The organism is Streptomyces africanus (genome assembly GCF_030816955.1).
Lineage (GTDB): Bacteria > Actinomycetota > Actinomycetes > Streptomycetales > Streptomycetaceae > Streptomyces > Streptomyces africanus.
Map to the genome: position 1 here is coordinate 7,713,499 of NZ_JAUSYP010000001.1, position 12,609 is coordinate 7,726,107.

Here is a 12,609-nt window from a genome sequence, read left to right on the forward strand (position 1 = left end):
GGAGCCATGGCCAAGACGTCCGCAGCTCCCCTGAACCTCGGTTCCGTTCCCCCACCTCCCGCGACGGCCGGTTCCAGTCCGCGTCGCCGCAAGCGCATCAGTCTGACCGTGCAGTACGCGGTGTTCGTCATCGTTGTCGCCGCCGTGGCGCTCCAGGTCGACTGGGCCGCCGTCCAGGAGCACTTCCTGGACCTGGGTGTCGCCCGCGAGACCTTCCCCGACCTGCTCACGGTGGCGCTGCGCAACACCGTCCTGTACACACTCGGCGGCTACGTCCTCGGCTTCCTGCTCGGGCTCGTACTCGCCCTGATGCGCCTGTCCTCCGTACCGCTGCACCGCTGGACCGCCCTGCTCTACATCGAGATCTTCCGGGGGCTGCCGGCGCTGGTGATCTTCCTGGTCATCGGCTTCGGGATCCCGGTCGCCTTCCCCGGATTCGCGCTGCCCGGGGGCATCTACGGGCAGGTGGCGCTGGCACTGGGCCTGGTCGCGGCGGCGTACATGGCCGAGACCTTCCGGGCCGGCATCCAGGCCGTGCCCAAGGGACAGCTGGAGAGCGCCCGTTGCCTGGGCATGTCGCACACCCGGGCCATGTTCTCGATCGTGGTCCCGCAGGCCCTGCGCATCGTCGTGCCGCCGCTGACCAACGAGCTCGTCCTGCTCTTCAAGGACTCCTCGCTGGCCTTCGTCCTGGGGGTCACGGCGGCCACCACCGAACTCGCCAAGTTCGGCTCCGATGTGGCCGCCGACCAGGCCGACTCGACCCCGCTCGTGGTGGCCGGCCTCGGCTACCTCCTCATCACCGTCCCGCTCGGGATCCTGGTGCGCCGGCTGGAGAGCCGCCGCGCCGAAAGGGGCTGACGCATGGCCACGGCTCGACCCGCCGTCGAAGTGGCGGGACTGCACAAGTCGTACGGAGGGCTCGACGTCCTCAAGGGGGTCGACCTGAGCGTCGCGGCGGGCGAGGTCGTGTGCGTCATCGGCCCCTCCGGGTCCGGCAAGTCCACACTGCTGCGCTGTGTGAACCTGCTCGAGGAACCCACCTCGGGGGTCGTCCTGGTCGACGGGGTCCGCCTCAACCACCCCGACACCGACCTGGACGCGGCCCGGCGGCGCATGGGCATGGTCTTCCAGATGTTCAACCTGTTCCCTCACCTGACGGTGCTGGGCAACGTGACCATCGCCCAGCGACGCGTACTGAAGAGGGACCGCGCCGAGGCGGAGCGCGTCGGGCGTGACTGCCTGGCCCGCGTCGGTGTCGAGGACAAGGCCGACGCCTACCCGGCGCAGCTGTCGGGCGGACAGCAGCAACGCGTCGCCATAGCCCGCGCCCTGGCGATGAACCCCAGCGTGATGCTCTTCGACGAGCCGACCTCCGCCCTCGACCCCGAGCTCGTCGGCGAGGTGCTCACCGTCATCCGCGACCTCGGGACGGACGGCATGACGATGCTCGTCGTCACGCACGAGATGGCCTTCGCCCGGGACGTGGCCGACCGCGTCGTCTTCATGGACGCCGGAGTGATCGTTGAGGAGGGCCTGCCGTCGCAGGTCATCGACGATCCCCGCCACGAGCGCACCCGCACCTTCCTCCACCGAGTTCTCGGACCGCAGGGCTCTGTGGGGCCGGGCACGACCAGCACGGGGAGAACACATGAGTACCACTGACGCACACGACACACGTGAGGCGCACGACGACCACGCCTTGGCGCGCGCCTGCGCCGGGGCAGCGGGCGCGCGTCTCATGGAGATCAGAGCCGCGGCGGCGCCGGGCACCGACCCCCGCGAGCTGAGAGCCGCCGGAGACCGTGGTGCCCAGTCCGTCCTGGCCGGCCTGCTCGAGCGGCACCGGCCCGACGACGCGGTCCTGTCGGAGGAGGCGGCCGACGACCGTGGCCGTCTGGCCGCCCGGCGCGTCTGGATCATCGATCCGCTCGACGGCACCCGCGAGTTCGCCGAGCCCCCGCGCGAGGACTGGGCCGTGCACGTGGCCCTGTGGGAGGAAGGCGAGCTGAGGGCGGGAGCCGTCGCACTGCCCGCCCGCGGCACCGTCCTGTGCACCGACGATTCGGTGCCGCCCCGGGCGTCCGTCCGGCGACGGCCCCGGATGCTGGTCAGCCGCACCCGGCCGCCCGAGTTCGTCACACGTCTGGCCGAGGAACTGGGCGCGGACGTCGTACCCCAGGGCTCGGCCGGGGCCAAGACGGCGTCCGTCGTGCTCGGCGAGGCCGACCTGTACGTGCACGCCGGCGGCCAGTACGAGTGGGACTCGGCGGCACCCGCGGCGGTCGCCGCCCACTACGGCTGCACCGTTCTCCGGCTCGACGGCAGCGTGCCCCGCTACAACCGGGCGGATCCGACACTGCCCGACCTGGCCGTCTGTACGCCTGAGCTGCACGAACCGTTCCGCGCGGCGTTCGCCCGGGTCTGCCCCGACTGGTCGGCCGCCGAAGCGGGCGCGGGCGTATGACGGCCGTCGTACAGCAGGGCTGTACCGTCTGGCTGACCGGGCTGCCGAGCTCCGGCAAGACCACCATAGCCACCGCACTCGCCGAACGGCTGCGCGGCGACGGACACCGCGTCGAGGTGCTCGACGGCGACGTGATCCGCTCGTTCCTCTCGGCCGGCCTCGGCTTCAGCCGCGAGGACCGCGACACGAACGTCCAGCGCATCGGGCTGGTCGCCGAGATCCTCGCCCGGAACCGGATCATCGCCCTGGTGCCGGTGATCGCCCCGTACCGGGCCAGCCGCGAGGCCGTGCGCAAGCGCCACGAACAGAGCGGGACCCCCTATCTGGAGGTTCACGTCGCCACGCCCGTGGAGGTGTGCGCGAAGCGCGATGTGAAGGGGCTGTACGCCAGGCAGGCCGCGGGCGAACTGACCGGTCTGACAGGTGTGGACGACCCCTACGAGGTGCCCGAGTTCCCGGACCTGCGCATCGAGACCCAGAACCAGACGGTGCGGGAGTCCGCCGTGATGCTCCACGCTTTGCTGATCGTGAGGGGGTTGTTGTGACGCGGGCGACCGCAGCACAGTCACACACGCAGGTGACGCGGTGCTGGAGCCACCTGGACTCGCTGGAGTCGGAGGCGGTGCACATCTTCCGCGAGGTGGCGGGCGAGCTGGAGAACCCGGTGCTGCTGTTCTCCGGCGGCAAGGACTCCATCGTCATGCTGCACCTGGCGCTGAAGGCGTTCGCCCCGGCACCGGTCCCGTTCCCGCTGCTGCACGTCGACACCGGGCACAACTTCCCGGAGGTGCTGGCCTACCGGGACAGGACGGTGGCCCGGTACGGGCTGCGGCTGCTCGTGGCCGACGTGCAGGGCTACATCGACCGCGGAGTCCTGCGCGAACGCCCGGACGGCACCCGCAACCCGCTCCAGACCCTCCCGCTGACCGAGGCCATCCGCCGGCACCGCTTCGACGCGGTGTTCGGCGGCGCTCGCCGGGACGAGGAGAAGGCGCGTGCCAAGGAACGGGTGTTTTCCCTGAGGGACGAGTTCTCGCAGTGGGATCCGCGCCGCCAGCGCCCCGAGCTGTGGCAGCTCTACAACGGCCGCCACGCTCCCGGCGAGCACGTGCGGGTCTTCCCGTTGTCCAACTGGACCGAGCTGGACGTGTGGCAGTACGTCCAGCGCGAGCGGATCGAGCTGCCGGAGATCTACTTCGCCCACCAACGGGAGGTGTTCCGGCGCTCCGGGATGTGGCTGACAGCAGGGGAGTGGGGCGGACCCACCGCGTCGGAACCGGTGGAAAAGCGCCTGGTCCGCTACCGGACGGTCGGGGACATGTCCTGCACCGGCGCGGTGGACTCGGACGCCGCGACCGTCGAGCAGGTCATCACGGAGATCGCCGCCACCCGGCTGACCGAGCGGGGCGCCACGCGCGCCGACGACAAGCTCTCCGAAGCGGCGATGGAAGACCGCAAGCGCGAAGGGTACTTCTAGACATGGGCAAGACCACCGAGCAGACCACCGAGGATCCGGCGGACACCACCACCCTGCTGCGCTTCGCCACCGCGGGCTCCGTCGACGACGGCAAGTCCACTCTCGTCGGACGGCTGCTGTACGACTCCAAGAACGTGCTGGCCGACCAGTTGGAGGCCGTCGAGCAGGCGTCCCGCAACCGCGGCCGGGACACCCCGGACCTCGCGCTGCTGACCGACGGTCTGCGCGCCGAGCGCGAGCAGGGCATCACCATCGACGTGGCGTACCGCTACTTCGCCACCGCGCGGCGCCGGTACATCCTGGCCGACTCCCCGGGCCACGAGCAGTACACCCGGAATATGGTCACCGGCACCTCCACCGCCGAACTGACCCTCGTCCTCGTCGACGCCCGCAAGGGAGTGGTGGAGCAGACCCGCCGCCATGTGGCCATCGCCGCTCTGCTGCGGGTCCCGCACGTGGTGCTCGCGGTGAACAAGATGGATCTCGTCGGATACGAGGAGTCGGTGTTCGCGCGGATCGCGGTCGAGCTGACGGCGTACGCGGCCGAGCTGGGCGTTCCGGAGATCACCGCGATCCCGATCTCCGCGCTGGCCGGGGACAACGTCGTCGAGCCGTCCGCGCACATGGACTGGTACGGCGGCCCCACCGTCCTCGAACACCTGGAGAGCGTCCCGGTCAGCCGCGACCCCTCCGGTCACCCGGCGCGCTTCCCGGTGCAGTACGTGATCCGGCCGCAGACCGCCGAGCACCCCGACTACCGCGGATACGCGGGCCAGATCGCCGCCGGCAGCTTCCACGTCGGTGACTCCGTCACCGTGCTGCCCTCCGGCCACGTGACGACCGTCGCGGCGATCGACGCCCTGGGCGTCCCCGTCCCGAGTGCCTCGGCCCCCGAGTCCGTGACCGTCCTGCTCGCCGACGCCCTGGACGTGTCGCGCGGTGACCTGGTCGTGCCGAGCGGGGCAGCCCCCGAACTCACCCGCCGCATCGAGGCGACGGTCTGCCATCTGCACGAGCGGCCCCTGGTCCCGGGGGCTCACGTGCTGCTCAAGCACACCACGCGCACGGTCAAGGCGGTCGTCAAGGACCTGCCCTACCGGATCGACACGGCGAACGGGCCGGCCCGCCGTCCCCGGCCGGAGTCCCTGACGGCCAACGACATCGCGACGGTGGTGCTGCACACCTCCGAGCCGCTCCCGATGGACGGATACGCGCACTCGCGCCGCACCGGATCCTTCCTGCTGATCGACCCGGCCGACGGGGCGACGCTGGCCGCGGGCATGGCGGGCGCCGCGTTCACGGACGGCTGCGGGGGAGGCCTGTGAGCCGGCCGGTGTACGACAGCCCGCGAACGGCGGAGTCCCTCGCGACGGCCGAGGCGCCGCCGGCCCCGCAGGCGGTCCCGGTGCGGGCCTCCGCCGTCCCGCCCGCGCTGGAACTGCGGGGCGTGTCCAAGTCCTTCGGCCACCCCGGCGGCGATCAGCTCGTGCTCGACGACATCAGCCTGGCCGTCGCACCCGGCGAGTTCGTGTGTCTCCTGGGCGCCTCCGGCTGCGGCAAGTCAACCCTGCTCGGCCTGGCGGCGGGGATCGACGAGCCCAGCGCGGGGACGGTCTCGGCGGAGGGCCCGCGCCCCGCGCTGATGTTCCAGGAACATGCGCTGTTCCCGTGGCTGACCGCCGGGAAGAACATCGAACTGGCCCTCAGACTCAGAGGAGTTCCCCGCCGTGAGCGCCGACCCGAGGCCGAACGCCTGCTGGGGCTCGTCCGGCTGAACGGCGCGTACGGCAAACGGGTGCACGAGCTGTCCGGCGGCATGCGCCAGCGCGTCGCGCTCGCCCGCGCCCTGGCGCAGGCGTCCCAAGTGCTGCTGATGGACGAGCCCTTCGCGGCGCTGGACGCGATCACCCGCGACCTGCTGCACGACGAGCTGATCCGGGTCTGGCACGAGTGGAACCAGCCCGCCGGCGGCGCCCGCAGCCTGTCGGTGCTCTTCGTGACCCACAACGTCCGGGAGGCGGTGCGGCTCGGCGGGCGGGTGGTGTTGCTGGCCTCCCGGCCCGGCCGCATCGCCCGCCAGTGGCGCATCGACCTGACGTACCCGAGGCGTCTGGAGGACGAGGCAGTGGCCGAGAAGTCGAAGGAAATCACCGAAGAGTTACGCAAGGAAATCAGCCGTCATGCCGGGAGCTGACATCAGACGGCCTCCGGAGGCGGCCGACCTGGCCGGGCTGAGCACCGGGCTGGACGCTCTGCAGAGCACACAGCACACGGGCGGCGCCCGGCTGGGCAGGGTGCTGCTGGGGCGTGTGGCGCCTCCCGTGGTGGCCTGCGTGCTGATCTTGACGGTCTGGGAGCTGGTCCACCTGTCGGGGGTCAAGCCGGACTACGTCCTGCCCGGCCCGCGCGCGGTGTGGGACGCCCTGGTGGAGCAGTGGTACCTGGGCACCACGCTGGGCGTGATCGGGCAGAGCGTCTCCCACGGAGCACTCGGCTTCCTCGCGGCGGTCGCGATCGGCACGCCGCTCGGGCTGTTCGTGTGGAGTGTGCGCCCCGTCAGGACCGCGATCGGGCCGATCCTGACCGGTCTGCAGTCCCTGCCCTCGGTGGCCTGGGTCCCGGCCTCGGTCATCTGGTTCGGCCTGACGGACACGGCCATCTACGCGGTCGTGCTGCTCGGTGCCGTACCGTCCGTCGCCAACGGGCTGGTGGCAGGGCTGGACCAGGTGCCGCCGCTGTTCCTGCGCGCCGGGCGGACGCTGGGCGCACAGGGACTGCGGGCGGTGCGTCACGTCCTGCTGCCCGCCGCGCTGCCCGGTTACCTCGCCGGGCTGAAACAGGGCTGGGCGTTCTCCTGGCGGTCCCTGATGGCCGCCGAACTCATCGCGGGATCCCCGGAGATGGGGTACGGACTGGGCCAGATGCTGGAGAACGGGCGCGTGGCGCAGGACATGCCTCTGGTCCTCGCGACGATCCTGCTGATCCTGTGCGTCGGCATCGCTGTCGACCTCCTCGTCTTCGCACCATTGGAGCGGTACGTGCTGCGTACCCGTGGGCTGCTGGAGCGTGCGCCGTGAACGGTCAGACCGTCTTCGAGGGCGAGGGCATCACCGCCGGCGACCTGCGCTCCCTGCGCTACTTCCTCGCCGTCGCCGACGAGCTGAGCTTCGGCCGGGCCGCCGTGCGCCTGCACATGACGCAGCCGGGGCTCTCCCAGGGCATCAAGGCGCTGGAGCGCCGGCTCGGCATGCCGCTGTTCGAGCGCGACCGGCAGAGTGTCGCCCTGACGGCGGCGGGCCGGGTGCTGGAGCCGAAGGCCCGCCAACTGCTGGCCCACGCCGAGGAGTTCGACCGCTTCGCCAGTGTTCTGGCAGGCCGGCACAACGGGCGGCTCACCCTCTCCTTCTCCCGCTCGGGCGGCATCGGACTGCCGACCGAACTGACCCGCCGGTTCCGTGAGCAGTACCCCCACATGACGGTCGAGACCGCCACCGGGCACACCCACGCGAACGTCGAGAGGATCCGGATGCGCACGATCGACGTCGGCTTCGTACGGCCGCCGATCGACGGCGACGACCTCCAGTGCTCCGTCATCGCCTACGACCGGGTGCTCGTCGCCGTCCCGGTCGGCCACCCTCTCGCGGACCGGCCGGGCGTCGCACCGGCGGACCTCGTCGGCGAGCCGCTGGTGTTCTTCCCGCGTGAGCGCAGCGGCCTGTGGGAGTCGATGCTCGGCGCGGTGTACGGACAGGGTGCCGCGCCGGAGATCAGCCGCCTGGAACCCGACGAGGCCCACATGCTGGCGGCCGTGGCACAGGGCGCGGGCATCACGCTGGTCACCGAGCCGTCGGCGGCGCTGCTGGCCGTGCCGGGCGTGGTGTTCAAGCCCTTCACGGTGCCGGTCGCCGTGCCGATGGCCCTGGCCTGGCGGAAGGACAACGCCCATGCCGCCCTGCTCACCTTCGTGTCGTTCGTGCACGGTGCCGTCGGACCGGCGGTGCCTCCTTCGCCGGCCGCGGACGCCGTCGTCGCCGGGCAGGGGAGACACGGACAGCCGGCGGACGGTGCGACGGTTTCCCGGATCCCGCGCACCCGGGCTATGCGGGAACTGCGGCCGTCCGCGGCCCGGCGGTGAGCGGCGTGCGGATCTCCAGCGTGCAGCACTTGACGCCGCCGCCGGCCTTCAGCAACTCGGACAGGTCGACGCCCAGGGGATGGAAACCGTGCGCGCGCAACTGCTCGATCAGCCCGGTCGCGGCCTGGGCCAGGACCACGTTGTATCCGTCGCTGACCGCGTTGAGGCCGAAGACCGCCGCGTCGGCGTCGGAGGCGATCAGCGCGTCGGGGAACAGGTCGCGCAGCACGGCGAGGCTGCCGGGCGAGAACGCGGAGGGGTTGTACATGATCTGGTCGTCGTCGAGCACGGCGAGAGCGGTGTCGAGGTGGTAGTAGCGGGGATCGGTCAGGGTGAGGCTCACGACCGGGCGCTGGAAGAACTCCTGGGCCTTCAGGTGGCCCGCCGGGTCCGAGCGGAAGCCGCTGCCGGCCAGCAGCCAGCGGCCGGTGACGAGGTAGTCGCCCTCACCCTCGTTCACGTGGTCGGACTCGCGCACCTCGGGGAAGCCCTTGGCGCGGAACCACGCGGCGTAGGCCGGCCCTTCGGCGGCGCGCTCCGCGTTGCGGAAGCGGGCGGCCAGCACCCGTCCGTCCACGACGGTGGCCCCGTTCGCGGCGAACACCATGTCCGGCAGACCGGGCAGGGGGTCGATCAGCTCGACGGTGTGTCCGAGGGCGACGTACAGATCGCGCAGTTCCTCCCACTGCGCGACCGCCAGCCGTTGGTCGACCGGTTTGCTCAGGTCCATCCACGGATTGATCGAGTAGGTGACGTCGAAATGGGTCGGCGGACACATGAGATAGCGCCGCTTGCGGAACACACGCGTGTGCTCATCGCGCATCAAAGACTTCCTCCGGTGTGCTGGCGAATTTCCGGTATGGAGCAATGTGCAGCCTCGCATCAGGGGCTGTCCAATTCCTTCTCCTAATCAGCTCATAACGCGGCTCTATAGCGCGACCAGGTGGCCTGAGCTGCTTTCAGAAGCCGCTTGACAGGGCGCTCGACGTGCTGCGAAGGTCATAGTCAAATTTCACATGACAGCGGAGGGACGGGGCGTGGGAAAAGCATCAGCCCTGACGAACAGTAAAGCCGTGTCGGTTTCCGATGCGCGCATCGAGGCAGCCCTCGATGCCGGGGATCCGGATATCGGAACCCTGTGGGAACTGTGCATGCTCTTCGAGTTCGACCGTGAGGAGACGGCCGACGGAATAGCCAAGTGGCTGGGGCCTGCGGAGGGCCTTCGCATTCTCGACTGCGCCTGCGGAAGCGGCTTTCCCGCCCTGGAGCTGATCCGTCGCGGCTACGACATCACCTGTACCGACGGCAGCGAACTGATGCTGACGCACTTCCGGCGCAACGCCGGCATCGAGGGCCTCGACGTCCGGCCCGAGCGCGTGCTGTGGGAGGACCTCCCGCGCCGGTACGCCGAGGGCTTCGACGTGGTGATGAACCGCGGCGGGGGCAACTACATCTACGCCGGAGCCTGGGACGACGAAGGGCTGGCCGACCAGGCCACGATGGCCGAGGCCATCGGGCAGTGGGTGGCCTGCGTGCGTCCCGGCGGGCGCTTCTACGTCGACATCACGCGTGCGGCGGACCTGGAGCGGCGCGAGGACCAGTCGGTCGTCCACCCCACCCTGCTCATCGGGCAGCACACCGTCGACATCGCCGAGACCATCTCGATCGACCGGTCCACGGGGATCCGCACCTGGTCGAGCAGTCTGACGCTGGACGGTGCCACGTGGGAGTTCCAGCGGCGGTCCCGCTACCTGCGCCACGACCAGCTCGTCGACATCCTCAAGGGCTGCGGCCTCACCGACGTGCGCAAGACGCCCGTCGCGGGCGAGTACTACGACATCTACACCGGAGTGCGTTCCTGACATGAAATTCCGGTCTCTGCACCCCAACCTCCGCGTGCGGATCGTCGTGGGAGCCGTGCAGCGCTTCCTCCACGTCATGGTCATGCCTCTGATGACCGTGTTCCTGGCCGAGCGGTTCGGTGTCGCGGTGGCGGGTGCGATGGTCCTGGCCATCGCGGTGTGCGAGGTGTCGGGATCGCTGATCGGTGGCTACCTGGCCGACATCCACGGCCGCCGTCCGCTGCTGCTGGCGGGCGAGGCGGGTGTCGTCGTCGCGTACGCGACGATGGCGGTCGCCGCGATGCCCCGGTGGGAGAACGCCGGCGTCATCTACGCCGGTTTCCTCGCCGGGAGTCTCGCCTCCAACCTCGCGGTGCCGGCGAACGACGCGATGATCGTCGACGTCAGCACCCCCGAGTCACGGCAGTTCGTCTACACGATCAACTACTGGTCGATCAACCTCGCCCTCGCCTGCGGCGTGCTCATCGGCGGCTTCCTGTACGGGGATTACTTCCCCCAGATGCTCGTCGCCGTCGCCGCCGGATCGCTCGCCGTCCTCCTGGTCACGTTCTTCAAGATCAGTGAGACGGCTCCGGCCGGTGCGGTGTCGGAGAAGACCGAGTCGGCGCGCGCCTACGTCCGCAGCTTCGCGTCCGGCTACCGCGCGGTCCTCGCCGACCGGCTCTTCTCGGCGCTGCTGATCGCGGCCACCCTGCGGATGGCCATCGAAGTGCAGATCAACTACTACATCAACGTACGGGTCAGCGAGACCTTCGAGGAGCAGCGGCTGTTCAGCTTCGGCTCCTGGGACGCGACCGTCAACGGAGTGGAGATCCTCGGCATCCTGCGCGCCGAGAACACCCTGCTGGTGGTCCTGCTCGCCCTGGTCGTCCACCGGCTGCTGCGCCGGATGAGCGACGGACCGCGGCTGTACGCCGGCGTGATCCTGTTCACCGCCGGCTACATGGTGATGGCCGTGTCCGGCAACGGCTGGGTACTGCTGCTGTCCATGCTCGTCCTCACCGTCGGCGAACTGCTCAACGTGCCCGTGCAGCAGACCATGCTCGCCGACCTGGTTCCCGAGCGGTCGCGCACCAAGTACATGGCGGTCTTCAACCTCAACGTCCGCCTCGCCCTGCTCATCGCCTCCCTGTGCATGACCCTCGGAGCGGTCGTCTCGCGCTGGGGTATCGCGGTGCTGTACGCCCTCTTCGGGGTCGTGATCATCCTCAAGTACCGCACCGTCCTGGTCGCGCGCGCCAGGGAGCGGGCCGCGCTCGACGCGGGGGGCTCCGAACTCGTCGGGCCGGCACAAGACTGAAAGGGAAACACATGGATCCGTCGCGGACGGACAGCCCCGTCGTCGACGTACTGGGCGTGGGGTTCGGCCCGGCCAACCTGGCACTCGCCATCGCGGTCACCGAACACAACGAGACCGGCGAAGGACCGCCGCTGACAGCCGAGTTCCTCGAACGCAAACCCGCGTTCGACTGGCACGGCGGCATGCTCATCGAGGGCGCCACCATGCAGGTGGCCTTCCTCAAGGACCTGGCGACGCTGCGCAATCCGGTCAGCCGGTTCGGCTTCGTGCCCTACCTGCACGCCCGGGACCGGCTCGTCGACTTCATCAACCACAAGGTCCTGTATCCGTCGCGGGTCGAGTTCCACGACTACCTCTCCTGGTGCGCGGGCCAGCTGGACCACCTGGTCAGCTACGGCCACGAGATGGTCTCCGCCCGGCCGGTCGCCGAGGAGGGGGTCGTCACCCACTTCGAGGTCATCGCCCGCGACGCGGACAAGGGCGAACTGGTCGTCAGGAAGGCCCGCAACCTGGTCCTCGCCCCGGGCCTGGTACCCCGCATGCCCAGCGGGCTGGAGGTCTCCGCGCACATACGGCACAGCTCCACCACGCTCCACGACCTCGCGCGGCTGGACGCGTCGGGGCGCACCCCCCGCCGGCTCGTCGTCCTGGGCGCCGGGCAGAGCGCGGCCGAGGTCGCCGACCACCTGCACCGCTCCTACCCGGCCGCCGACGTGCACGCCGTCTTCTCCCGTTTCGGATACAGCCAGGCCGACGACAGCCCGTTCGCCAACAGGATCTTCGACCCCTCGGCCGTCGACGACTTCCACGCCGCGCCGCCGCAGGTGAAGGACTCCCTCTTCGGCTACCACGCCAACACCAACTACTCGGTCGTGGACGTCGACCTCATCGAGGAGATGTACCGCCGGATCTACGAGGACAAGATCGTCGGCGTCGAGCGCCTGAGCCTGCACAACGTCTCGGTGCTGCGCGACGTCCAGGAGTCCGACGAGTCCGTCAAGCTGACGATCCATCATCTGGCCTCCGGCCGGAGCACCGATGTCGAGGCGGATCTGCTGGTGTGCGCCACTGGTTACCGGGCCGCCGACCCGCTGGACCTGCTCGGCCCCGCCGGAGACCTGCTGCGCCGTGACGCGGAGGGCAGGCTGCTCGTCGAGCGCGAGTACCGGGTCGCCACCGCGGCAGAGGTCCACGCCGGCGTGTACCTGTGCGGCGCCACCGAGCACTCCCACGGCATCACCTCCTCACTGCTGTCCAACGCCGCCGTACGCGCGGGCGAGATCCTCGGATCCGTGCTCGACCGCGGACGCGTGGCCGGCCCGGCCGTCGCACGGCAGGACGTGGCCCCGGTTTCGTCGCACTGACAGC

The 12,609-nt window shown here is 70.3% G+C and carries 13 protein-coding genes; 12 read left to right on the forward strand and 1 reads right to left on the reverse strand.

Features of this window, described 5'->3' with window-relative positions:
* Positions 1–6: 6 nt before the first annotated feature.
* The 9 genes from QF034_RS35380 (at position 7) to QF034_RS35420 (ending at position 8,079) form a co-directional block, all read left to right on the forward strand.
* Complete coding sequence (locus tag QF034_RS35380) at positions 7–861, forward strand: amino acid ABC transporter permease (protein ID WP_307178745.1); 855 nt, start codon at positions 7–9, stop codon at positions 859–861.
* A 3-nt stretch (positions 862–864) separates the two neighbouring features.
* Positions 865–1,665, forward strand: coding sequence for an amino acid ABC transporter ATP-binding protein (locus QF034_RS35385; protein WP_307178746.1), 801 nt, complete (start codon positions 865–867; stop codon positions 1,663–1,665).
* Positions 1,652–2,467, forward strand: a complete 816-nt coding sequence (locus tag QF034_RS35390; protein WP_307178747.1) for a 3'(2'),5'-bisphosphate nucleotidase CysQ — start codon at positions 1,652–1,654, stop codon at positions 2,465–2,467. The genes QF034_RS35385 and QF034_RS35390 overlap by 14 nt, the downstream gene beginning before the upstream one ends.
* A complete protein-coding gene (gene cysC, locus QF034_RS35395) occupies positions 2,464–3,012 on the forward strand; it encodes an adenylyl-sulfate kinase (protein WP_307178748.1) in 549 nt (182 codons plus the stop codon). Before QF034_RS35390 ends, cysC begins: the two co-directional genes overlap by 4 nt.
* Positions 3,009–3,944 (forward strand): sulfate adenylyltransferase subunit CysD, encoded by a 936-nt coding sequence (gene cysD / locus QF034_RS35400; RefSeq protein ID WP_307178749.1) that lies wholly within the window; start codon positions 3,009–3,011, stop codon positions 3,942–3,944. The genes cysC and cysD overlap by 4 nt, the downstream gene beginning before the upstream one ends.
* Positions 3,945–3,946: 2 nt before the next feature.
* On the forward strand, positions 3,947–5,269 hold the full coding sequence (locus QF034_RS35405) for a sulfate adenylyltransferase subunit 1 (RefSeq protein ID WP_307178750.1): 1,323 nt from the start codon (positions 3,947–3,949) through the stop codon (positions 5,267–5,269).
* A gap of 80 nt (positions 5,270–5,349) precedes the next feature.
* A complete protein-coding gene (locus QF034_RS35410) occupies positions 5,350–6,138 on the forward strand; it encodes an ABC transporter ATP-binding protein (protein WP_307180057.1) in 789 nt (262 codons plus the stop codon).
* Positions 6,125–7,021: an ABC transporter permease gene (locus QF034_RS35415; protein WP_307178751.1), complete on the forward strand. Its 897-nt coding sequence runs from the start codon at positions 6,125–6,127 to the stop codon at positions 7,019–7,021. The genes QF034_RS35410 and QF034_RS35415 overlap by 14 nt, the downstream gene beginning before the upstream one ends.
* Positions 7,018–8,079, forward strand: coding sequence for a LysR substrate-binding domain-containing protein (locus QF034_RS35420; RefSeq protein ID WP_307178752.1), 1,062 nt, complete (start codon positions 7,018–7,020; stop codon positions 8,077–8,079). Before QF034_RS35415 ends, QF034_RS35420 begins: the two co-directional genes overlap by 4 nt.
* Here the strand turns inward: QF034_RS35420 and ddaH are convergent.
* On the reverse strand, positions 8,042–8,902 hold the full coding sequence (ddaH, locus tag QF034_RS35425; protein WP_307178753.1) for a dimethylargininase: 861 nt from the start codon (positions 8,900–8,902) through the stop codon (positions 8,042–8,044). The genes QF034_RS35420 and ddaH overlap by 38 nt on opposite strands.
* Positions 8,903–9,152: 250 nt before the next feature.
* On the opposite strand from ddaH, the gene QF034_RS35430 reads away from it, so the two are divergent.
* From QF034_RS35430 to QF034_RS35440, 3 genes are read left to right on the forward strand one after another with little or no spacing between them, the layout of a single operon-like run.
* On the forward strand, positions 9,153–9,941 hold the full coding sequence (locus QF034_RS35430) for a class I SAM-dependent methyltransferase (RefSeq protein WP_307178754.1): 789 nt from the start codon (positions 9,153–9,155) through the stop codon (positions 9,939–9,941).
* Position 9,942: 1 nt separating this feature from the next.
* Positions 9,943–11,241: an MFS transporter gene (locus QF034_RS35435; RefSeq protein WP_307178755.1), complete on the forward strand. Its 1,299-nt coding sequence runs from the start codon at positions 9,943–9,945 to the stop codon at positions 11,239–11,241.
* Between the two features lie 11 nt (positions 11,242–11,252).
* The gene (locus tag QF034_RS35440) at positions 11,253–12,605 is read left to right on the forward strand and encodes a lysine N(6)-hydroxylase/L-ornithine N(5)-oxygenase family protein (RefSeq protein WP_307178756.1); all 1,353 of its coding nucleotides are present in this window, start codon (positions 11,253–11,255) and stop codon (positions 12,603–12,605) included.
* The last annotated feature ends 4 nt before the right edge of the window (positions 12,606–12,609 follow it).